This is a genomic window from Vibrio sp. SCSIO 43135 (assembly GCF_023716665.1).
Lineage (GTDB): Bacteria > Pseudomonadota > Gammaproteobacteria > Enterobacterales > Vibrionaceae > Vibrio > Vibrio paucivorans.
This window is the reverse complement of the sequence record NZ_CP071860.1, coordinates 1665624-1687901: the sequence shown is the minus strand read 5'-3', so window position 1 is coordinate 1687901 and position 22278 is coordinate 1665624. Positions and strand designations below refer to the sequence as shown.

Below are 22278 nucleotides of genomic sequence, written 5' to 3'. Positions count from 1 at the left end.
TTTATGGAAAGCTTAGAAATCGGCAGTCATGCCTACATAGTAAGTGCGAGGTGCTTCTACGTAGCCTAGGTTTTCGAGCTCTTGAGATACTCGTTCATCTGTGACGTTGGTGATGCCTGCACGTAAGCGAAGTGAGTCGTTTACATTGTAAACTGTGCCGAAATCGAATGTGGTGTACGCATCTTGTTCCAGTTGGGAGTCAATTCGACGGTCACCTCGGTAACGCGTGCTCACAAACGTATTTAGGCTGCTAGTTGGGTACCAGTTCAAGCGCATGAATGCCGAGTGCTTGTATCGGCCATCTAACTCTTCACCGGTACTTTTGTCTTCGGTATCGAGGTAGGTGTAGTTGCCTGATAGGCCCCAGTTGTCTGACAGCTGGACATTACCTGACATCTCAAGGCCTTGAATCACCGCTTTTGAAACATTTTGGTAAGACTTATAAGGGTCGGAAATGTCGCGGTCAATGAGATTGCCATCTTCGTCGATACAGCTCATGACACCGCTAGACCAAGAGCCTTCCTCACAGTAAATATCGGTTTGCTCGATAAGGTTCTCAATTTCATTTCTAAATAGCGCGCCTTCGAAACTCCAATTGCGAGCACTGTATAATGCGGATAACTCGTAGTTAATGCTGGTTTCCGCTTCTAAATCTTCATTGCCCACAATGTAACAGTTGCCTTTACAGCTGTTCATTGAAAAGTCAGGGTGGTTTTGCGTCATGGTTGGAGCTTTGAACGCTTTACCAACACCGCCTTTCAGCACTAATTGTTCCGTGGTTTGGTGGACCAAATAAACACGAGGGCTGAACTCTTCCCCGTAGTGTTCATGTTTATCAAGACGACCACCAATGGTTGCGGTGAGTGTGTCGGTCATTTCCCATTGGTCTTGAACGAAAACTGCGCCTTGATAGGCTTCTGCTTTGTTACCAACAATATGCTCTGGATTGGTTAACTGACTCGTTTGGTAGTCTAAGCCGAACGTGACGGTATGGCTGTCACCTATGTACGTTGTTGCGGAAGCCTCAATGATTTGTGTGAGCTCTTCTATTGAATCAGATCCATCATTTGCAGCTTCGATATTCTCGACATTTTCACGTGAGTATCGTACTTGAGTATCACCCCAACCCCAGAACCCAGAGTGAGTGAGTGCTTGGCTGTTGCGTTTTACACGCGCATCGGAATATAAAACAGTGGTGCCACTTTCTGCGGCTGTATCACGTTGATCGTCGCTGTAACCTAAATCCAGATCTAAGGTTTGGTCGCTGGTCATATGCCATGAAAGAGTACCGAACATCGCAATGCTGTCTCTCTCTTCGAGAGCCGTGATGTCGGAACGATCAAACTCGTTGCTACCAGAAACTTTTGTCCCAGTATAAGGCTGCCAAGCATTGCGACTGGTTTGAGACAAAGAGAAACGGGCAAATAAAGTGTCATCAATAAGTGCACCAGATGTGGTTAATCCAATGTTGTACTCTTGACCACCATTCCCATCATTTGGTGTCGAGTTATCGAGGCTAAGCTGAGAGCTCCAGTCGTTTTCTGGTGCTTTAGTAATGATGTTGATGGTACCGCCCATACCGTCTGAGCCATACAGAGCAGACATAGGGCCGCGAATGATTTCTACACGTTCAATGGAGTTCATTGGGATAGCTGAAAGGTCAAAATCATTGCCGCGTACTATTGCGCTTGCAGAGCTCATACGACGACCATTCACCATGATTAGAGTGTATTTCGAGTCCATACCACGTATTGATATCATCTGGCGACCGGCTCGAGTCGCATCGTAGTCTGATTCTACGCTGGTGGCATTAGCGACTATGTCAGCAAGGGTGATACCTGGGTTGTTTTCGATTTCCTCTGCGCTGATCACCGACATAGAAGCTGGAGCGTTTTTTAGCTCCATTTCTGTACGTGTAGCGGTGACAACCATTTGTTCGTCAGTTGTCATGCTCGAATCTGTTGTGTCTGCGAAAACAGACAAAGAAGCACAAAGTGCACTGGTTGCCACTGCTAAGGGCTTTAATGCAAAAGGTGTCGTTTTTGACATGGTTACAGCCTATTTAATACGATTTATAATGATAATGGTTCGCATTAAATAGCTAAAAATAAGTCAACTCAAGTAATCCAACATTTGTGGATTAGATTATCACTATTCAAAATGTGAATAATTTAGTTTTCTATAATTCAGTCTCTATTGGGCCATAAATTTCTTTGAATAGAGATTTAACCCATTGGCACATTGGGTCGTTGTTGTAACGTTTATGCCAATACAAATAGACGTTTTGTGCATCAATCCGAACGGCTTTAGGCATCTCTTTCATTACCAGTTTTCTTCCTTGGCAAGCGGCTTCTGCAAAAGGTGTTGGTAAGTGAAAAATCACATCAGTTTCTTCCGCAATAGCAGGGGCTGCATTGAAGTTTGAAAGTTGCACTGGAATAGAGAGTCGACGGTGTTTATCAACGACTCCTAGCTCAACGAAGCGGTGCTCAATCGATAGGCGTTTATCACCCTGAAGTGAAATCTGACCAAACTGGCAGTCGAGTAACATTTCGACGGTAAGCTCATCTAAATGCGCTAGCGGATGATTTTCACTCATCAGCAATCTGTAGTCTCTATTGGCGACAATCATGCGATACAGGTTTTGCTCTGAGCTAGGTGGCTCCTTGGTTGAGAGCACAAAGTGAACATCACCAGCGATTAACGCATCAAAGTGACGTTTAGGCACAGAGTCGATGTCGACCACCATGTTTGGAGCTTCCTGACGAATCCTAGAGATGACAGATGGAAGTAGCATGACAACCTGGGGAACTAAACCAAAAAAACGAATCGTACCGGTACTATTTTCTGGCTGGAAGGATTGGTCGTACATTAACCTCTCCAGCCCCCCAAGAACGGCATTTAAGTCCTGTTTAATGATTTCTGCTTTAGGGGTTAGCTCGTACCCATGTCCTGCTCGAACAAGTAGATCATCTTTAAACAATTTACGCACTTTTTGTAGGCTACGGCTGACCGATGGCTGGCTCATGTTGAGAGCTAATGCTGTATTCGAAACATGCTTCTCTTCCAGCAGGTGTTTGAGCACCATTAACAAATTGAGGTCGAACTGAGCTAAATTCATTTTTTGAATACTCACTATTCAGTTAATTCTTTTGACGTATAGTGCCTGTCTGATAATGTGCATGCAATCAAGAATGATTCGTATTTGATTTAGATCAAGTGCGAGTGTTCACTTTTAACCTATGTATTTAGCTTGTATCAGCAATACGGTTTAGATACGCACCTTTGGAATCACTATGCTTAATAAACACTTTCTCCGTATTGTTATGGGCGCTTCTCTACTTGCTTTAGCGCCTATTGGTGCAATGGCAAAAACGTATCAGCACAGTTTAGGCAGTGTTGAAATCAACCAAGTGCCTCAGCGCGTAGTCGTGCTGGGTTATGGCAGTTTAGATTACGTTGACGCATTGGGTATAACACCAGTTGGTATGCCGAAGACGCTGCTTCCAGCATCACTACACAAGTTCCAAGCTGAGACTTTCATCAATACTGGCAGTGTTAAAGAAGTGAACTACGAAACCTTGTTCACGCTAAAACCTGACTTAATTATTGCTGAAGGTCGTATGGCAAGCATTTACAAAGACTTAAGCGATATTGCACCAACTTACATGTTCCGTGTTGATACCTCTGATTATTGGAAGACAACGCAGCAGCATTGGCGAGCGTTGGGCGAAATTTTTGATAAGGAAGATCGTGCTCAGCAACTTATCTCCGATGTACAACAACGTATTGATGCGTTAAAGAACAAGGTTGGTGAAGAAGCACCTAAAGCACTGACTGTCTCTAATAGCGGGAACAGCTTAGCGATGTTTGGTCCAAATAGCCGCTTTTCATTCGTGTACCAAGAAGCGGGCTTTGCGACTTCCCACTCAGATAATGTTGCCTCTACACCGCGTACCCACGGTAACTTGATTTCATTTGAGTATATTGCGGATGCGCAACCTGAAGTGTTGTTGATTTTGGACCGAGAGCAAGCGATTGGACAAAGTAGTGGCAAAGCGAAGCAACTGTTTGATAACGACCTTGTTAGCTCTACGCCAGCGGCTAAGCAAAATAAAGTGTTATTCATGGATCCAGCGGCCTGGTACTTAATGGCGGGTGGTTATCAATCTACACAAACCATGATTAACGAGCTAGATCAGCTGATTAGCCAATAAACAAACTTTCCAATTTGATATTGAATTGAGGCCTTTTGGACAACTTGGTTCGAAAGGCCTCCTAAGTCGTTTTCTGATATGAAATTATCCCACCTGCTGGCTTTGCTACTGCTGCTTGTTCTAGCCTCGGCCTCCCTTTTAGTTGGCGTTGCCAACCTATCTCTTTCTCAAGTGCTCTCTGGCGACAGTCATAGCTTAAATATCCTTTTAGTGAGCAGACTGCCTCGATTATTGGCCATCGTGCTAGCTGGAGCGGGGCTCAGTGTTGCAGGCTTGATTATGCAGCAAATCGTTCAAAACCGATTCGCAGCACCATCGACAACAGGTACGGTCGATTGGGCCATGCTTGGTTATATCGTTGCGTTAATCCTTTTTGCAGATATGAGCAGTTGGGTTCACCTCGTCACCATTTTTGCTTTTTCGGTTATCGGTACGGTTCTGTTTGTTCGATTCCTACAACGCTTAAAATTTAAAAATACGGTATTGGTGCCACTGATTGGCATTATGTACGGCAATGTTGTCTCGTCGATGACGACTTTCATTGCTTACAAGTACGATTTAGTTCAAACGCTGGGCTCGTGGACTGTGGCTAACTTTGCATCTGTACTACGTGGTAATTACGAATTTTTGTATCTGGCTGTGCCAGTATCTTTACTGGCTTACGCTTATGCCAATCGGTTTAGTGCAGCGAGCGTAGGGGAGAGCTTTGCCAAGAACATTGGTTTGAACTACCAGCGTATCGTGCTAATTGGCGTCGTTTTAGTGGCTGTTTTGTCATCCTCGGTGGTGATGATCGTCGGTATGATTCCTTTCTTGGGCCTGATTGTTCCCAACTTAGTTTCGCTCGCGATTGGTGACAATATGCGCCGTAATTTACCTTGGACGGCTTATTCTGGGGTGATTCTGGTTCTGAGCTGCGACATCATCGGTCGTTTGATTATCTTCCCTTACGAGATCCCAATCTCAATGATCATTAGCATCTTAGGCGGTTCAATCTTTATTTATCTTGTGTTGAGAGACAAAGCCAATGCGTGATTCCATCAAAATAGTTCTGCTTGCGGTGGCTGCACTGTGTATCTGCGCATTGTTTATTGGTAAAGGCCTTACCGTCGATAACTATCAGTTCTTCTTGTCTCGTCGTATTCCGAAAGTACTGGCCATTGTGCTTGCAGCTATCGCTATTGCGTCGTCTTCGCTTGTTTTTCAAACCATCACCAACAACCGAATACTGACGCCTTCGGTTCTCGGGTTTGATTCTCTGTATGTCATGATTCAAGTTTTGTTGGTGGCGGCGTTTGGTGGGTTCAGTGCGCTGGTGATCAACAGTCAATTGAATTTTGTGTTGTCTACCGTAATCATGATTGTCTGTGCGATGACATTGTTCAGTTTTTACTTCCGGGGGCGTCAACGCAATATCTTTACCTTACTGTTGATTGGCATTGTATTGAGCAGTCTGTTTAGCAGTGTAACTGGCTTCTTTACCATGGTGACAGATCCAGATGAATTTACTTTTATTCAGGGTTCAATGTTCGCCAGCTTTAATAACATTAACAACGAGTTAGTCTACTGGTGTGTCATTCCTTTGCTCCTGTGTGGCAGTTTTCTTATTAGGTTGTCTTCCAAATTAGATGTTATGTGGCTAGGAATCGATAATGCCAAAAGTCTTGGAATAAATACTCATAAGCTGATCATGCAAGTGATGTTTGTGATTACTTTAATGGTGTCCATTTCAACTGCATTGGTTGGTCCTATTCTATTTTTTGGCTTGATCGTCGTGGCTTTAACACGCCAAATCTTTACCGGTTATCAGCATCGCCTGTTAATTGTTGCCAGTTCTCTGTTAGCTGTGGTTTTGCTGTCTGGAGGGCAGTGGGTGGTAGAAAATCTATTCGACTTTGATACCACCATCAGCGTAATAATCAACTTCGTTGGTGGCGGATATTTCCTCCTGCTATTGATGAATAATAAATTCGATTAAGGTTTACTCCCATGATTCGTATCCAAGGCTTAAGTAAAAAATACAACGATAAATACGTTGTAAAGAATGCGGATGCTCTGTTCCCGTTAGGTAAAGTGACCAGTATTATTGGCCCAAATGGAGCGGGAAAAAGTACACTGCTTTCAATGGCAAGTCGCCTAACGGATAGTGATGCAGGAACGGTATTGATTGGTGAGCAACCTCTTGAAAAGTGGAGCAGTGAAGCACTCGCTAAGCGCTTGTCTGTACTGAGGCAATCCAACAACCTCAATATGCGTTTTACTGTGCGAGATCTAGTAGCATTTGGCCGTTTTCCCTATTCCCAAGGGAGATTGACTGAGGAAGATCATCGTATTATCGATGAATCAATGCAGCACCTTGAGATCGGGCATTTGCAAGACCGCTTTATTGATCAGCTGTCTGGTGGTCAGCGTCAAATGGCGTTTATTGCGATGGTTGTCGCTCAAGACACCGACTATATCTTTCTTGATGAACCACTGAATAATCTAGATATTAAACACTCAGTCGACATTATGGCGACGCTGCAAAAATTGGCGGAAGAAAAGAATAAGGCGGTTGTTATCGTCATTCATGACATTAATTTTGCGTCATGCTATTCCGATCATATTGTCGCAATGAAGTTGGGTGAAGTGATTAAGTCGGGTACGGTTGGTGAAGTGATTGATGCCCAAGTGCTTGGTTCTATCTACGAAATTCCTTTTATTGTGCAAGAGATTGAAGGAAATCGAATTTCATTGTACTACCGTCGTTAATAAGTAGGGCTGCTTCAATACAAAGCCGCCCTACAGTGCTTTACTCGACGGTTAATACCACCTTACCCACGTGGCTCTTAGCTAGGAAGAACTCTTGAGCTGCTTGAATCTCTTTGAGCGCGAAAGTACGTGCGACGATCGGCTTGATATGATTGCTTTCAATGCGATTAACAAGATTTTGGAATACTTCGGGTTCTAGAACGGTACATCCGAAAAAGCTTAAGTCCTTGAGGTACAAGGTTCTCACATCTAAGTTGACCATAGCGCCACCTATCGCGCCAGACACGGCATAGCGACCTTTGTGCCTAAGAACATCCAGAAACTGAGGCCAAGCGTCGCCTGCGACTAAATCGATGACGACGTCGATACTATTGTGACCTAATACTTCAGGGAGTAAGTCTGTTCGGCTAACGGTTTGGTCAGCGCCCAACGCTTTTACGTGGTCACTTTTGCTTGGGCTGGTTATTGCAATCACATACGCACCGCGAGCTTTGGCTAGTTGGATGGCCGCAGAACCAACTCCACCTGAAGCACCAGAGATAAGCACTCGATCGTCTTGGCTTACTCTTGCTCGGGTGAGCATGTTTTCTGCTGTGGAATAGGAGCAAGGGAAGGACGCTAATTCAACATCGGATAAAGACGAGTTGATGTGATAAGCGTGGACCGAATCCACCACCGCATACTGCGCAAATCCGCCGTCACATTCTGAACCGATATACCAAGGAATCTTAGGTCGCGAACCTTCGACTTGGGATAGACAAGGCTCCACCAACACTCGTTGTCCGATACGGTTTGCATCAATTTTGCCGCCAACAGCAACGATCTCACCGCAAATGTCTGCTCCTTGAACTCTAGGTAACTTAAGTGCTTCACCGCTCCAGCTGGCATCTTCGGCTTGATTGTCGCCTTTCGAATACCAACCGATACGTGTATTGATATCGGTATTGTTTACTCCAGCCGCTTTTACTCTAATAAGCACTTGGTCTGGTTTCGGGCTTGGGATCGCGACAGTCTCTGAATACTGCAACATTTCATATCCACCATGCCCTATCATTTGTACGGCGTGCATTGTGTTGGGTAGTTTGCTCACGTTATACCTCGACTAATTCAGTGATCATTGCTTTTGCGATATCGATGGACTGTGAACCCAATACTGGCCAAGTCGCGGATATCCCCTCATGAATTAAAAACAGTGAATTTCCTGTGTCTGTGTTCCCCGTCAACTCGATTAAATGGCGACGAACTGCCTGTTTGTGCTCTGAGACGACACTGGCAATGGTGGCGTTTTCCGGAAAAGAGGCGATAGCCAAACTCGACATACAGCCATTAGGAGCATGATTTTTCATCCAGTCTTCGAGCTGTTCTATACAGTGATTAATTGCAGCTAAGCCACTCATGGAAGGTTCACTAACGAGTCTCGCTAAGTATCTTTGATGGCGAAATTCAAGAGCTGCCGCGATCATATCTTCTTTCGATGGATAGTATTTGTACAAGGTACGAAGGCTCACATCACACGATTTCTGCAGTTTAGACACGCTGGGTTCGGCGAAGCCATATTGGCTAAACGCGATCTCCAGCTTCTGTGCAATCTGTTGTTTTAGCTCGGTGCTCATTACATTGGCTCTCTTTTCTGCCACATAAAATGGTTGGCGATTTGTTTGGTGAAGAGTGGGTAGAACGTTTGTTCTACTTTTGCAATGGTAGAATAAACGTTCTACCTTTGTCAAAATGTTTGCCGAGATAACCATTTGACCCGAATCATGAGATGGTTGAGTATTCTTACTAATTGAATCATGGAATGAAGGTTAGTATGAAAGCAGTCACTATCCTAGACGGTGGAATGGGCCGTGAGCTCAAGCGAATGGGGGCGCCGTTTTCGCAACCCCTATGGAGTGCGCAAGCTCTGATTGAGTCGCCACATTTTGTGACTCAGGCGCATCAGCATTTTGTCGATGCGGGAGCGCAAATTATTATCGCCAACAGTTACGCGTGTGTACCGTTTCACTTGGGTGACGATCTGTATCAATCAGACGGCAAGAAGCTAGCTGCACAAGCGGCTCAGATTGCTCGAAACGTTGCAGATAACAGCAATCACAAGGTTGTAGTAGCTGGCGCTATTCCCCCAGCGTTTGGCAGTTATCGCCCAGACTTGTTTCAGCCACAACAAGGCGTAGAGATTTTTACAGACCTTTTTGCCGCGCAAGATCCTTTTGTTGATATTTGGCTGGCTGAAACTATTTCTTCTCTTGAAGAACTTCACGCGATCCATTCTGTTCTCCAAGCATCGAGCAAAGATTGTTACTACGCGTTCTCACTGGAAGATACGGTTTCTCCTCAGGCGTTATTGCGTTCGGGTGAAGCGGTGACTTCAGCCATCGAGGCGCTGTGCAGCGCTAATGCCGCTGGCGTGATGTTTAACTGTTCTGTGCCAGAGGTAATGGCGCAAGCGATCAAAGATACTAAGGTAGTGATGAAGCAAAAAGGTATGACACTAGAAATTGGTGTGTATGCCAACAATTTCACTCCCATTGGATCGGAACATGAAGCCAACGATACCATGCAATCAATGCGAGAGTTGAGCTGCGAAGAGTTTGTCGATTACGCCAGTCAATGGCATCAATTGGGTGCCACGGTCATAGGTGGTTGCTGCGGGATTGGTCCTGAGTATATTCAGGCGCTTAAAGACTGGAAAGAGTCGTAGGAGTCTGCAAATTAGGGCGATAAAAATCATGTCCTTATGACTTTTATCTTTGTGATGTTGTGATTACAGCTTTTTGATGGCGTCAACGTCGATTTGGCTGGTGGTCCACTCTGAATCGACTTCACCACGAATAACCACGGTATCTGCTGGCGCGACGTCTTGACCCATCCAGTCTTCGTGGTCGATTTCGATTTGGATCTCGCCAGTTTGGTCTTTGAATAGGTAAGTTTCATTGCCAAGTGATTCTACAATGTTACCTGTAAGTTCTACGTAGCTGTCGTCTTTTGCCTCAAGTGCGGCAGAAACTGTGTTGATGCCTTGTGCTTGTGGGCCGTTAAACGCAGCGAATGCAGTGTTTGAAATTAGAATTAGTGCAGAAGCGAACAATACTTTTTTCATGTTTGGATTCTCTTATTATTAAAACTAAAAAATTAGAAGTAGTAAGTGGTTGAAACGTTGAGCGACGCCGTATTGGCAAATCTGTCGAGCTGATATTTGGCGTTTGCACCCAAGGTCAACTGCGGCAAAATAGCATACTCGGCACCCACTGCTACTACCCCTCCAACCTCATTGAAATCTTTTTTCTCATGCACCAGCGTATTGGTGAATTCGTTATCATCGTTGGTGACTAACTCGAATTCTTCTTCCTTGCTTTGGCTGGTGGTGTATTGGGTGTAAGTGAGGCCCGCTTTGACCTTCATGGTCCATTTATCGTTGAATGCGTGTGTATAGACAGGCGCGATGGTGAATTGTTTAGCTTTTACTGATGCATCCCACTCTGTCTCTTGATGATATTCTCCGTCCGGAAGTGGGACGGTACCGTTGTATTGTGAGTGACCATCGTCGAGCTCGTATTGGTTATAGCCAAACTCTATTGCCCACTTTTCATTGAATGAGTAACCCGCAAATGCACCAAATACACCCTCTTCATTACTTGGATCTAACGCTACGTTATCAGACGCAAAGTTTGCGTTGTAATCATGGTTTGTTGTGCCATAACCGTATTCCAAACCTAAGTATGGAGAAGCCACGGCGGCACTCGAGAATGCGCTTGCCAGTAAGAAAGAAATCAGTGTTTTGTTCATTGTGATGCTGCCTCATTAATTGTCATGAGGCTACTATGCGGTATCGAGTGTGAAGCGATCGTGAAGAAACGTGAAAACCTAGAATTAATTTTAAAAACTGGAGCGGAAGCTAAATTAAGCCCCACACGTTAAAAAGTGATTCAACGTGTGGAGGTTAGGTAGCGAACTGATCGCTAGGTGATTTTTTCTGAAAGGGATTTTTCTGAAAGAGATTGAAAATCGACGCGGGCAACAAATTGAGTGCCATCGTCTAGTGTGTCGAAATTCCACTCCATTCGCTGACAAATTCGCTCTACAATAGCCAGCCCACAGCCGTACCCTGCGTTGTAGGTATCTTGGCCTTCATGGCGATTGGTGATGCGCAGCTGGGAGCCCTCTAACTCAATGTTGATATCGCCGATGCTGTAGCTAAAGGCATTCTTTATCAAATTGTTGATCACTACCGTAATGAAGCTTTCTGGTGCGTTTATTGTGGCTGATTCCGAGATCTTTATTTGGTAACTCGCTCCTTGTTTGGCAAACAAAGGCTCAAGCTGAACCACCTGCTGCTCAAGAACGGTTTCTAAGTAGTGATGATCAAAATAGTTCGCGTCGATGCTCTCTTTGCCGAGCAGCAGAAAGGTTTCAGTGAGCACTTTCATTTCTTCACCAGCTACTTGAATACGCTTTACGGCTTTGTTCGCGACACTCGGCATGTCGGGTACTTTTTCTAGCAGTTCTGAAGAGCCCTGAATTACCATGATTGGAGTGCGAAGCTCATGTGAAGCAAAGCGGCTGAACTCTTTTTCCCGCTGAAAGTAACCCGCAATATCCCGTTTGCTATTGAGAAGCGCTTGTTCAATTTTGCGTGATTCAGCAAAGCGGGTATCGACGGTGAAGTCTTGTTTATCGGGAGACATCATCGAAATCTTTTGCTCGATCTGTAACAAGGGCTTTGAAATAGAGCGAACCATGTAGACGCCATAAGCGAAGATTAATAGTGAAACAATGGTTCCCATCATGAAAATAGAGTTGTGCAGATTGTCTTCATACGCATCTAGGTAATCATCGGCGTCATCTTCAAACAGTAGATACATGAGCCCTTCTCCCGAAGGATGTTGAATGACGATAAAATGCTTGTCTTCTTCTCCCAGTAAGTGCTCATAGAACCCTGGTTGGTTGTATTGCTTGAGCCAGTCGGGCAACGCTTGTTTGCTCCAATAGCTGGTAAATTCGCTTTGATTTGGCAGGGGGGTGTCTTCACCATATTTGATGTAATTGGTGGTGTAGGTGGAGGCTTCGGTATCAAGCCAGTGATGTAAGCTGATGACCTCCAACTGATTTTCAGCCATGTAGATCACCCCCCAAAACAGCCCAAACATGGCGAGAGTGACAATGCCAAAACTCCAGCGAATGGTGCGGTAAATACTGGGGTAGTACTTTTTGCTACTGCTTTTACTGCTGTTTAAGTCGATAGCCTTGGCCATGTATGGTCTCCAACCTTGTTTCTTCAAACCCTTTGTCCAAAGCGGTGCGTAGGCCGTAGATGTGGCTGCGCAGTGCATCGCTGTTCGGTGCGTCTTCTCCCCAAACGGATTCAATCACTTGTTGGCGACTGACAATAGCAGGTGCCTGCTTGAGTAGTACCTTGAGTATTTGTAATTGAATGCGGCTGAGCTTGATCACTGAGCCTGATCGGGTCACGTTCTCGGTTTGAGTATCGTAGGTAATGTCGGCAAAAGTGAGCTTTCCTGTATCGAGCCTTGGGCCACGTACTGCTAAGGCTTTAAGGCGCATGACCAGCTCTTCCATCGCAAAAGGTTTGAGTAAGTAGTCATCGCCACCTGCGCCGAATGCCGCGACTTTGTCTTCTAGCGTGTCTTTGGCGGTCAGAAACAAGATTGGCGTATTACAGAACAGTTCTTCGCGTAATTTTTTAACCGCCGAAATGCCATCTAGCTTGGGCATCATGACGTCCATGATAATGACATCGTAGTGATTTTCTTGTACCAAGCGTAAGGCTGCCTCACCGTGGTAAGCGCAGTCTATCGTCATGCCCATTAATTCGAGGTAGTCGGCAATGGTTTCAGCAACGCTGTGGCTGTCGTCGACAATCAGTATCTTCATTGTGGGTTCTTTTGTTTAGGGCGAGAGGAAGTTCGCCGAGAAATTAAACAGGTGCTTTCAAAGTGTATGTAGAAAATAGATTGATGCAAATGGCGTGCGGAAAAATTGCGTGAACTTGTCATTTTTTTATTGAGGAGGATAAGAAAATAGATACGGCCAAGAAATGACATAAATTTACTTGAGAATTACTATTAATTCTCGATACTTAAACTACCGCGATTCCACAACGAGAGTGTGATGTCCCAGCCTAACAAGTTCGATCTTAATCTATTGCGTGTGTTTATTTCTGCCTATGAGCAGGAATCGGTAACACGTGCTGCCGAGCAATTGGATTTAACTCAATCTGCTGTCAGTAATGCACTCAATCGCCTCAAAGACAGCGTTGGGCACGAACTGTTTGCTCGTACGGGCCGAGGCATAAAGCCGACTCGATTCGCCCAAGACTTTTATCTGAGTTTGCAAGGCCCGCTTCTGGATATTGAAGGGGTGATGGAAGGTATTCAGGAGTTCGATCCTGCGACCGCTAGGCGGAGATTCGTGATTTATTGCCATGAAGCCTTGATTCATGACTTGCGGCAAAAAATCGATAAAGTCTTAAAAGACAGTTCAATTGAGGTTGTGTTGATTGATTTGCCGGCTAACGAAGAGCAAATCAGTGAAGATCTGACAGCGGAAAAAGTGGATGTTGTGGTTGATGTGAATGCACCCAATAGCAGAGTGTTTCGGTCGCAGATCATTATGCGCGACAGTCTATGTTGTATTACTCACAAAGATCACCCAAGGCTTAACGCCGATACCATCAGTAAAGAAGCGTATCTGGCGGAACGTCATGCCCTGTTTGATATGACTCGATTTAACCTGAAATTTGTTGACTGGATAACCGAGGGCGTACTGCCGCAACGTAAGGTTTACAGCGAGCACAAATCGCTGCTTGGCATGATGGCAGCGGTGTCATACAGCGATGCGGTTGGGGTAGTGCCACATACCATTGCCAATCAATATAAAGAGGTGTTCAACCTCGTTATTCTCGACTTTCCGTTTGAAACCAAAACCTTCGATTCTCATTTGGTGTACTTGTCGAAAATGAACGCTAACCCAGCCAATCGCTGGGTTAGAGAGTTAATTATGGCGCAGGTGTAGTAGGCGGATACAACAAGCAGAGTTTGCCCTGAAGAGACGTGAGCTAGTTTGCTTCTGCATCAGGGTCTTTTACTAGCACATGTGCTGTCATCATTTCTGTTAACAATGAGTTATTGTAGCTTTGTATCTGTGTGTCAGTTGCATGTGTCCAGTCGATCATTACATCACTGGTAGACATAATAGTTGGACGACTCAGTTGGTCATCTCTTATCTCGGAAGCTGAGAAAGCAATAAAGTTGGCCTCAAAATCCCAGTGTTCTGGGAGAGCGACTTTTATGCTTTGGTTTGCCTTGGTCACCTGAGTGATGTTGTGCTCATATGTGGTTTCTTCAGTATCAGTTTCAAACGAATAATCATAGTGTGAATCGAATAGAGAGTGATCTAACTGTTCGGACTCAAAAACAATGGCATTGTTTTCATCAACATATACACCATAAATTGCCGAAGAGTCGAGAAAGTCGATGTCAAATTGCCCATCATTAAGTGTTGTACGGTGCTCTACAGAAAATGCACCCGGAAGACTGTCATTATAGAACTCGCTTAAAAATTCGGCGGACATTGTCGCAAAGGTTTCTTCAGATGGGGCATATAAGTAACCTAACTCAGGGTTGTCGCTTTCCGATAAGTTGTAAACAACGCCATTAGGTTGTTTGATTACTGGATTTTCAATTTCGTCGATAAAGCTAAAGTCACCATTAATTAGATAGCTGGTAATAGTGGTGTCTATGGTGACTTCATTAGAGTTGCTGACGCCGTACATAGTATGTGGTGTGAGGTCATAGTCTGTGAATGCGAAGCGATTGTAATCATCGCCAATTGCATTTGCTGGTGCGCCTTCAAATTCAGGTACATATGCAGAACCCGTGTATGATTCGTCGATAGATACGTCGGGTTTGGTTTGAACATCAAAACACTCTCCAATGTCTCCCTCATAGGTCTCACTGTCTACAACTATAATCGCATTGTAATAAAGGGCTTCCTTCTGAATGCTTGAATACTCGATGTCCAAGGTTATTTGCTGGTTGTATTCACTGTAATAGTATTGCTCTTTTGTTGTGATGAATCCGAATTCAGGCACATCTTTTAGCTCCAATACTGCGTTATCTAACAGCGTTGCTCTTTCGAGTAGGGTTCCATCAGCGTTATTGATATACACTTCAGCATCTAAAGCTTCACAATACTGCGTCGACGCGTTAGATATCGTACCTTTCACCATAAAACGAACTTGAGTTGCCTCAATGTCTTCTAGGCCTTCAAACGGGTTTTCAGGCGTTGGTTCTGGATTATCGGTTGCTTCGTCAGAGTCACTGCACCCAACAATTAGACCAGTGAGAATCAGTGCTAGTAATGCTTTATTGCTCGTCATATCAGTATTGCTCTACAAACCTTGAAAAATTCGAGAGCAAAATACCAAATTGTGAAATGTGTCAAAAATTACTTATTGGGCTATCAGATATAAACCCAACGCATATCATTGATGATTACAGCCCTGAAGCAGTAGTGCGGGCAGAAAAGACAAAATGATTAGTACAAGCGCCTTATCTAGAGTGAGCGTCTTGCCATTAATATTTGGGTTATGAAGAAGCTGGATGCACCCAAAGTTTGCATCCAGCCAGCAATAAAAATCCCCGCAAGGCGTCCTAAATGCGGGGGCGAACCTAAATGGTATCCGGGTCACCGTAGGGTTCGACTTGAATATCCTGCATTGAGTAGCCCACTTGGGCTAAATCGTGACTGACAGAATTGGTGGTTATGGTGCCGCTCACAGTCACCACATCCCACAGTTGAGTGATCGACACGCCTTTTGTGTCTTTAACGTAGATAATCTGATTTTGAGGAGGCGGTGGTACGTGAATGCAAGCGCCGAAGTAGGGCACCAGTAAAAACTCAGTCACGACTTCGCTGTCGCCTTCTAATGGGATAACAAAACCAGAAATGGCAATTTGTTGGTTGTTTAAATCGTCTCTAAGTTTTGCATCCGCAAGCGGTTGTGCGGTGACGGAGTTGTGGTTGATTTCAATGTCGATAGCCGCTTGTTGAGCAGCTCTAACTTCTTGTGGGATTAAATCGACCCACTCAAGCAGTTGGGAGGAATCTGCCCACGATATGGCTGGAGTGAACAACAGCAGAACTAGGAATTTACGCAGTATTTTCAACATAAGAGTGATCTCTCTTTTAGGCTTTCCATGGCTCGGCTTTCAGTAATTTTTAGTCAGCAGACGTTATACAAACTGGATAGTGTCTGGGATATGGAATACCCCTAATGCAATAGCGTCTTGTAGGGTGATTTGTTGGCTGACGATAGCCCCTAATGCGTCGATGTCGGTGACAATCGCATCTTGTAAGCTTTCGCCTTTAGGTACTTCGTGAGGCAGGATTTTTGCGCTGCCTTGATTAACCACCATTTTGAAGTAGTGGCCCTTACTGGATTCGAAAAAGAAAAATTCGCCATCTTGCGTGAACATATCTTGGTTCTTAGCCACAAGGTGTTGCAGCTGGTACATCAAGACGGCGAACTTTTGATCGTAGTTGTTGCTTGGAATCGATGTAATTTTATTAGTATCCAAGGCTTGGTACATAGCTAACTGGACGTTGTATGTTTGGGGTGGAACTGAGGTTAACGCGCCGCTACCAATGCCATCCATGACACAAGCCTGAGCCACTGAAGTGGTAGTGAGTGCAGTGCAAAGTAGAACAAAGGTAGTGCGTTTCATGTTAGATCCTCAATATCAGCAGAATACGAACGTTGGAGGATAGAGCCACTAACGTGGCCCTATCGCGGGTCTATGGATTATTGGCTTATCGGTTGATTGGCGATTCACCTGTTTTAGATTGTCCATAGCTATAGCCTGAGTGGTCTTGTGGCTCGATGATGTTGAAGTACATCTCGAAGTTATCAAGGTACTGAGTCAGCTCTGCTAGTTTGTCTAACTTGCCATCTGCCTTGATGTCGCCACTCTTGATCAACTCTTGCAGTGTTGCTTGTTGAGTTAAGATCTTGTCGAATGTTGTGCGTGCCATGGTGAGCGAGAAGTTCGGGTTACGTACATCGTATCCTTCGATTGAGCTCATGCGGCCATTCTTCACTTCAATCGCAAACTTCTGTTTCTCGTCAGTGATCACTAGGTTTGCACGCATTTCAAATCCATCTTCTGCTGCTTTCGGACCGTTTAGACGCACGCCCATGTAGTTTAGGAAGTCTTCAGTAGGCATGTTCTGAATCATGTCTGCCGATGCCGTTTTAGTTGAAGCGCCTTTCACGATTCCGCGACGCAGTTCATCTGCACCGACTAGGAACACATTACGCTCACCCGACGATTCGCTTTGGTAGCCTAGCTGCTCTAAACAGTCTGCTTGTAGGTATCGAGCTTGCTTGTTCTCTGGATCGGTGAAGACCACCTTGTTTACGATCTCTGCACACCAGCGGTAGTCGCCGCGCTCAAATGCTCTAAAGCCTGCGCTCATGATGCTTTCTGTACCAAAGTCTTCCACGTAACGCTTCGCCGACTCTTTCGAGCTGTGTGGAATCAGGTTCGCTGGGTTCATGTCGAAGTAACCAAGATACTTATTTAGTACCGCTTTCGCGTTGCGGTGGTAAGAGCCGTGGTAGCCGCGTAGGTACCACTCTTTTGACAACGCATCTGGTACGTAGAACTCATCTTGGATGTCGTTGATGCTTACACCGTGGTTAGCAAGGCGCAGTGACTCATCGTGCAAGTAGCCGTACATGTCACGCTGTTTCTCAAGGAAATCGACGACATTTTCATTGCCCCAACGTGGCCATGAGTGAGAGGCAATTAAGGTTTCCGCTTTGAAACCAAATTCGTATAGCGCTTCGTTGATAACGTCTGCCCACTGTAGTGAGTCACGTACAAATGCACCGCGTAGTGTGTACAGGTTGTGCAGGCCGCCAACGGTTGTCTCTGCACCCCAGTATGTTTTGTACTCTGGGATGTAGGTGTTCATTTCCGAAGGTGCTTCGGTTTCTGGTGCGTTTTGCATCACCATTTCTAAGCCATCCACGGTGATAGTTTGGATGTCTTCTTCTACTTCAAGTGTTGGAACAATCAAAGACAGTTCACCTGAAGCAACCGACTTACCTATCGCAGCATCCACTTGGCCTTGAGCACCTTTCTCTAGCGATGTGCCGTATTGGAACAACACGCGGCGAGACATGGCAGTACCTGCAAGTACGTTTTCAGAAATCGAGTGTTTAGTGAATCCACGAGGTGCGATGATTTGCACTTTGCCAGAATCGACATCTTGTTGAGATACGATGCCTTTTACGCCACCAAAGTGATCCGCATGAGAGTGTGAGTATACTACTGCTTTGATGGGCAAGTCGCCTTCTGGCGCGTGTTGCTTGAATAGCTCGTACGCCGCTTCTGCTGTCTCTGGAATCGTTAGTGGGTCAAAGACAATCCAGCCGTTTTCAGAGCGAATGAAGGTGATGTTGGCCAAGTCATAGCCGCGTACTTGGTAGATGCCGTCACGTACTTGGTAAAGGCCGTGTTTCATGTTTAGCACTGCCTGACGCTGCATGCTTGGGTGAATGCTATCGAAGTCTTTGCCTTGTAGTAGGAAATCGTAGCTACCGAGTTCCCACGCGACTTTTTTACCATCCTTGCTCATGATTTTTAAGTTGTCTTGGCGAGCGATGAATCCTTTGTCAGCAAGTTCGAAGTCTACTGAGTTCGCGAAGTTAAGCGACGTGCGCAGTGAGTCGTTGAAGTCTTTGGTTACTGCGGTCGCCTGCTTAGATTCTGGTGAAAAAGTAGGTAGCTCGCTGTTGATAGAGTCAGTGCTGGTGGACGCCATTGCAAAGCTGCTCATGATAGCGAGGGAAATCGGAAGAATTTGAGTTTTCATAACAGTTCCTACAGATTTATTTTTGTGGACTGTGCGGTCTGCACAAGTCATCTGTAGTTAACTTTAAAGGCTTAAGTTATTTCTATCATTAATCCAAAGGGTAAATCAGATATTTATTATGTGAATATCATGGGTGTTATCAAGGCTAGGAGACAAGCCTTATCTGATGGAGAACCGGAGCGAATCAGTTACTCGTGAACAAGCAATAACCCACTAAAAATTAAAGTAAATACCGATCTCGGCATAGCTCTCGCTTGGGACAGGTTGTTGCGGCCTTGCGCGATATTCACCGTGTGTGTATTTAATGTAAGGGGTGACATAAGGAAGGTTGAATGATGCAGAAACATCTACGCTGTCGCGTAGGCTATCTTCATAGTGGTGCTCAGTGAGTAACACATCGAAGTTATAGCTCATGCCTAAACTCAGCCAATCTACTGGAGTGTAATCCACCGCTATGCTGTTTTTCCATTCGATTTGATTGTCGTAAAGTTGGGAGATTGGTCGATCGGTGTCTTCGGGGTTGTCACCACTTAGCGGTGGAATGTTGAAGTCCGCTTTAGGTGAACGCAGTTGTAAATAGGAATCCCAATAGACAAACGTTTGATGAGACAGCGCTTTGCCAGCAAGTCCACCTAAATCGTAGATATCGATTGTGTCGTCAAAACCAAAACGGCCGTAGCCCTCGAAATACTTATCACCAACGGCTTTACCGTAACTCAGCCCTAGCTCGGTATACAGGTCCGAATCTAGGCTCACACTGCCCTGCAGGTTATTGGTAAACCCATAGTTCACGCCAACCGTCCCCACGTACTGATCTTCATACTGTGAGAGTTGGACATCAAAATCGATGTTGTCGAAAGAGGCGAAAGCCAATGGCGAAGCCAGTGCTGTCAGTGCAAACAAACTAGCCCAATCGCGAGGAATACGCATAGCAAGATCTCCGGTGGATACCAAAAGATAGGGCTTTAACGCGATGTTAAAGCCCATGATATGACGTCCTATTTCAGTGAGTCACTTTATCCATGAAGTAATGTTTAGCGGCTGATATGGATTAGCCTTTTAGGCGGTTGGCTTTGATCTTTTGTTTGGTTTGTTGCACTTTATGCTTCACTTGGTTTCGATCGATAGAAGCATTTCGAATGCGCTCGCCGTCAATGATAATGACTTCACCATCAGGTTTTTGAGCAATGATGGCTTCGTCGCCGTTGATGCCATCGATGTAGTACGCATTGTAATCATCCACTTGTTCAATGGTTGCTAGTGGTGCATCTGGTCCATGTTCAGAAGTAGTGATAAAGCCGCTGCCATCTTTCATCTCGATTTCGGCCACTCGTACTCCATTGACGTAAATACCATAGATCTCCGTTGGTTTATCCTTCAGGCCTTCACGTTCAGTTCGTTCATGTTCCACTTCCCAATCAAGCTTATGGCTTGGGTTGTCTGGCATTACAGGGTTTGCTGGATCGACACTGAAGCCATAATCGAGGTCCAAGCTTTTTACATAGTCTTTAATGGCATCAATCGTTTCGGTGTCGCGAATTGGATTGTCTGGGTGAACCTCGCCAGGGGCTTGCTTACCGTACAAAGGGTCGAAACCATACTCTTCTACGTGTTCTTGAATCTGAGCAATGATTTCTTCTTTACGTGTCGGTGGTTCTTGGTCGGCAGAGTCCGTTGATGAGCAGCCTGTCACAAGTACGATCGAAGAAAGAGCGAGTGTCAGTAGTGATTTTTTCATGTGTCATTCCTGTTAAGGCGTTTGTTTAACATGCTGCCATCTTGCCCTGTCTTTATTGGATGAAAAATGCACTGAGCAATATAGGTGATATTTTTATTGTAAATATCAACCGTGTCCTTTGAGTAATTAATGTGATATTGCAGGCCGTGAAAAACAAACTATTTCTGCGTTTATGTCGATGGTAGTGAGTGGGAAGGAAGGGCTTGATATGGCTATGAATTCTTGAAACAGGGTTATACTTTGAGTTAAGAAGCAAAGATCAAACAGTGAAGGTTAGATCACAAAATAATCACAATGGTATTGTTTTGGTATTATCAAATAAAATACCATTCTTTGCGTACCCTACAGTACCAAAGGATTAAAAAATGAAATCAACAAATATGAAACTATCATTCATGATGTTCATTGAATGGTTTATCTGGGGAGCGTGGTTCGTTCCTCTATGGCAAATACTCAATACTCATGGGTTTACGCCAACGGAAATAGCATGGTCGTATGCGTGTACGGCGATTGCCGCTATTTTGTCGCCAATCTTGGTAGGTTCAATTACCGACCGTTTCTTCCCTGCACAAAAAGTTTTATCTGTCATGTTGTTAGCAGGGGCGGGCCTAATGTACTTGGCGGCGCAAGCCACTGAGTTTTCGACCTTCTTCCCGCTATTGCTGGCCTACTCGTTAACCTATATGCCAACAATCGCGCTAACCAACAGCATTGCGTTTTCTAATGTCGACGACGTAGAACGTGATTTCCCGCGTATTCGAGTGATGGGGACTATTGGCTGGATCGCTTCTGGTATTGCTATTGGCTTTGCTCCGGGTTGGTTAGGTTATGGTGATATCTCTTCAAGCAATATCCCACTGATTATTACGGCACTAAGCTCGGCTGCATTGGGTCTGTTTGCTCTAACGCTGCCAAATACGCCACCGAAAAGTACTGGCAAACTGAATCTGAAAGTCATGCTTGGTCTTGATGCTATTGTGCTTCTGAAAGATAAAAACTTCCTAGCATTTTTCGTTTGTTCTTTCATGTTCAGCATGCCTTTGGCGTTCTACTACATCTTTGCCAATGGCTTCTTAACCGAAGTGGGTATGAGCAATGCCACAGGCTGGATGACGCTCGGCCAGTTCTCTGAAATCTTCTTTATGTTAGCACTGCCGTTCTTTACTAAACGATTTGGTATTAAGAAGGTTCTATTGCTTGGTCTTGCAACTGCCGCAATTCGTTATGGTTTCTTTGTCTACGGTAGTGTCGAAACTTGGTATCTATATTCATTGTTGTTCGCGGGTATCTTGCTGCACGGTGTGAGCTACGACTTCTACTTCGTAACGGCTTACATCTATGTTGATAAGAAAGCACCGGCGCACATGAGAACCGCTGCTCAAGGCCTTATCACTCTTGGCTGTCAGGGTATTGGTAGCTTGTTGGGTTACCGCATCGGCGGTGAGCTGATGGAACGAATGTTTGCTTATGACGAACCACAAAATGGCCTAACGTTTGACTGGGCTGGTATGTGGGGATTCGGCGGCATCATGATCGCAGTGATTCTGGTTATCTTTATGTACTTCTTCCGTGAGCCGAATGGCGAAATCAAAGAGATCAATATCGATAAGCAAAACGACGTGTCTAACTCAGAAAAAGCACAAGCATAACTCTATTTGCCTGCTCGGCATC

21 protein-coding genes are annotated in these 22278 nt (G+C 45.0%); 7 read left to right on the top strand and 14 right to left on the bottom strand.

Annotation, left to right across the window (positions count from 1 at the left end):
- Positions 1–12: 12 nt before the first annotated feature.
- Positions 13–2049, bottom strand: coding sequence for a TonB-dependent receptor domain-containing protein (locus tag J4N42_RS22165; protein WP_252032582.1), 2037 nt, complete (start codon positions 2047–2049; stop codon positions 13–15).
- A gap of 130 nt (positions 2050–2179) precedes the next feature.
- Positions 2180–3121, bottom strand: a complete 942-nt coding sequence (locus J4N42_RS22160; protein ID WP_252034140.1) for a LysR family transcriptional regulator — start codon at positions 3119–3121, stop codon at positions 2180–2182.
- Positions 3122–3296: 175 nt separating this feature from the next.
- Between J4N42_RS22160 and J4N42_RS22155 the strand changes: the two genes are divergently transcribed.
- The 4 genes from J4N42_RS22155 to J4N42_RS22140 all read left to right on the top strand — a co-directional run bounded on the left by J4N42_RS22155 (position 3297) and on the right by J4N42_RS22140 (position 6968).
- A complete protein-coding gene (locus J4N42_RS22155; protein WP_252032579.1) occupies positions 3297–4217 on the top strand; it encodes a siderophore ABC transporter substrate-binding protein in 921 nt (306 codons plus the stop codon).
- A 78-nt stretch (positions 4218–4295) separates the two neighbouring features.
- On the top strand, positions 4296–5252 hold the full coding sequence (locus tag J4N42_RS22150; protein WP_252032577.1) for an ABC transporter permease: 957 nt from the start codon (positions 4296–4298) through the stop codon (positions 5250–5252).
- Entirely contained in the window at positions 5245–6195 is a 951-nt protein-coding gene (locus J4N42_RS22145) for an iron chelate uptake ABC transporter family permease subunit (protein WP_252032574.1), read from the top strand. The genes J4N42_RS22150 and J4N42_RS22145 overlap by 8 nt, the downstream gene beginning before the upstream one ends.
- Positions 6196–6206: 11 nt before the next feature.
- The gene (locus J4N42_RS22140; protein WP_252032571.1) at positions 6207–6968 is read left to right on the top strand and encodes an iron ABC transporter ATP-binding protein; all 762 of its coding nucleotides are present in this window, start codon (positions 6207–6209) and stop codon (positions 6966–6968) included.
- 40 nt (positions 6969–7008) lie between these two features.
- On the opposite strand, the gene J4N42_RS22135 is transcribed toward J4N42_RS22140, so the two are convergent.
- Both J4N42_RS22135 and J4N42_RS22130 read right to left on the bottom strand, forming a co-directional pair.
- Positions 7009–8037, bottom strand: coding sequence for an alcohol dehydrogenase family protein (locus J4N42_RS22135; protein WP_252034138.1), 1029 nt, complete (start codon positions 8035–8037; stop codon positions 7009–7011).
- 22 nt (positions 8038–8059) lie between these two features.
- Positions 8060–8581 carry a TetR/AcrR family transcriptional regulator gene (locus J4N42_RS22130; RefSeq protein ID WP_252032569.1) on the bottom strand — a complete coding sequence of 174 codons (522 nt, stop codon included), beginning with the start codon at positions 8579–8581 and terminating at the stop codon, positions 8060–8062.
- Positions 8582–8778: 197 nt separating this feature from the next.
- On the opposite strand from J4N42_RS22130, the gene J4N42_RS22125 reads away from it, so the two are divergent.
- Positions 8779–9669 (top strand): homocysteine S-methyltransferase family protein, encoded by an 891-nt coding sequence (locus tag J4N42_RS22125; RefSeq protein ID WP_252032567.1) that lies wholly within the window; start codon positions 8779–8781, stop codon positions 9667–9669.
- A gap of 63 nt (positions 9670–9732) precedes the next feature.
- Here J4N42_RS22125 and J4N42_RS22120 read toward each other — a convergent pair whose 3' ends face one another.
- From J4N42_RS22120 to J4N42_RS22105, 4 genes are all read right to left on the bottom strand, one after another.
- Positions 9733–10068 carry a NirD/YgiW/YdeI family stress tolerance protein gene (locus J4N42_RS22120; RefSeq protein WP_252032564.1) on the bottom strand — a complete coding sequence of 112 codons (336 nt, stop codon included), beginning with the start codon at positions 10066–10068 and terminating at the stop codon, positions 9733–9735.
- Positions 10069–10100: 32 nt separating this feature from the next.
- Positions 10101–10754, bottom strand: coding sequence for an AcfA family outer membrane beta-barrel protein (locus J4N42_RS22115; RefSeq protein ID WP_252032562.1), 654 nt, complete (start codon positions 10752–10754; stop codon positions 10101–10103).
- Positions 10755–10927: 173 nt separating this feature from the next.
- Positions 10928–12220 carry a sensor histidine kinase gene (locus tag J4N42_RS22110; RefSeq protein WP_252032560.1) on the bottom strand — a complete coding sequence of 431 codons (1293 nt, stop codon included), beginning with the start codon at positions 12218–12220 and terminating at the stop codon, positions 10928–10930.
- Positions 12189–12860 carry a response regulator transcription factor gene (locus tag J4N42_RS22105; protein WP_252032557.1) on the bottom strand — a complete coding sequence of 224 codons (672 nt, stop codon included), beginning with the start codon at positions 12858–12860 and terminating at the stop codon, positions 12189–12191. Before J4N42_RS22105 ends, J4N42_RS22110 begins: the two co-directional genes overlap by 32 nt.
- A gap of 237 nt (positions 12861–13097) precedes the next feature.
- On the opposite strand from J4N42_RS22105, the gene J4N42_RS22100 reads away from it, so the two are divergent.
- Positions 13098–14000: a LysR family transcriptional regulator gene (locus J4N42_RS22100; RefSeq protein WP_252032555.1), complete on the top strand. Its 903-nt coding sequence runs from the start codon at positions 13098–13100 to the stop codon at positions 13998–14000.
- Positions 14001–14043: 43 nt separating this feature from the next.
- On the opposite strand, the gene J4N42_RS22095 is transcribed toward J4N42_RS22100, so the two are convergent.
- The 6 genes from J4N42_RS22095 to J4N42_RS22070 all read right to left on the bottom strand — a co-directional run bounded on the left by J4N42_RS22095 (position 14044) and on the right by J4N42_RS22070 (position 20607).
- Positions 14044–15366: a hypothetical protein gene (locus J4N42_RS22095; protein WP_252032552.1), complete on the bottom strand. Its 1323-nt coding sequence runs from the start codon at positions 15364–15366 to the stop codon at positions 14044–14046.
- Positions 15367–15658: 292 nt separating this feature from the next.
- Positions 15659–16150, bottom strand: coding sequence for a DUF3299 domain-containing protein (locus tag J4N42_RS22090; RefSeq protein ID WP_252034136.1), 492 nt, complete (start codon positions 16148–16150; stop codon positions 15659–15661).
- Positions 16151–16222: 72 nt separating this feature from the next.
- The gene (locus J4N42_RS22085; RefSeq protein WP_252032549.1) at positions 16223–16714 is read right to left on the bottom strand and encodes a hypothetical protein; all 492 of its coding nucleotides are present in this window, start codon (positions 16712–16714) and stop codon (positions 16223–16225) included.
- 85 nt (positions 16715–16799) lie between these two features.
- The gene (locus J4N42_RS22080; protein ID WP_252032547.1) at positions 16800–18869 is read right to left on the bottom strand and encodes an alkyl/aryl-sulfatase; all 2070 of its coding nucleotides are present in this window, start codon (positions 18867–18869) and stop codon (positions 16800–16802) included.
- 213 nt (positions 18870–19082) lie between these two features.
- Entirely contained in the window at positions 19083–19856 is a 774-nt protein-coding gene (locus J4N42_RS22075) for a hypothetical protein (RefSeq protein ID WP_252032546.1), read from the bottom strand.
- Positions 19857–19920: 64 nt separating this feature from the next.
- Positions 19921–20607: a hypothetical protein gene (locus J4N42_RS22070; protein ID WP_252032544.1), complete on the bottom strand. Its 687-nt coding sequence runs from the start codon at positions 20605–20607 to the stop codon at positions 19921–19923.
- A gap of 365 nt (positions 20608–20972) precedes the next feature.
- Here J4N42_RS22070 and J4N42_RS22065 point away from each other — a divergent pair, with 365 nt between their 5' ends.
- The gene (locus J4N42_RS22065; RefSeq protein ID WP_252032541.1) at positions 20973–22256 is read left to right on the top strand and encodes a nucleoside permease; all 1284 of its coding nucleotides are present in this window, start codon (positions 20973–20975) and stop codon (positions 22254–22256) included.
- Positions 22257–22278 lie beyond the last annotated feature (22 nt).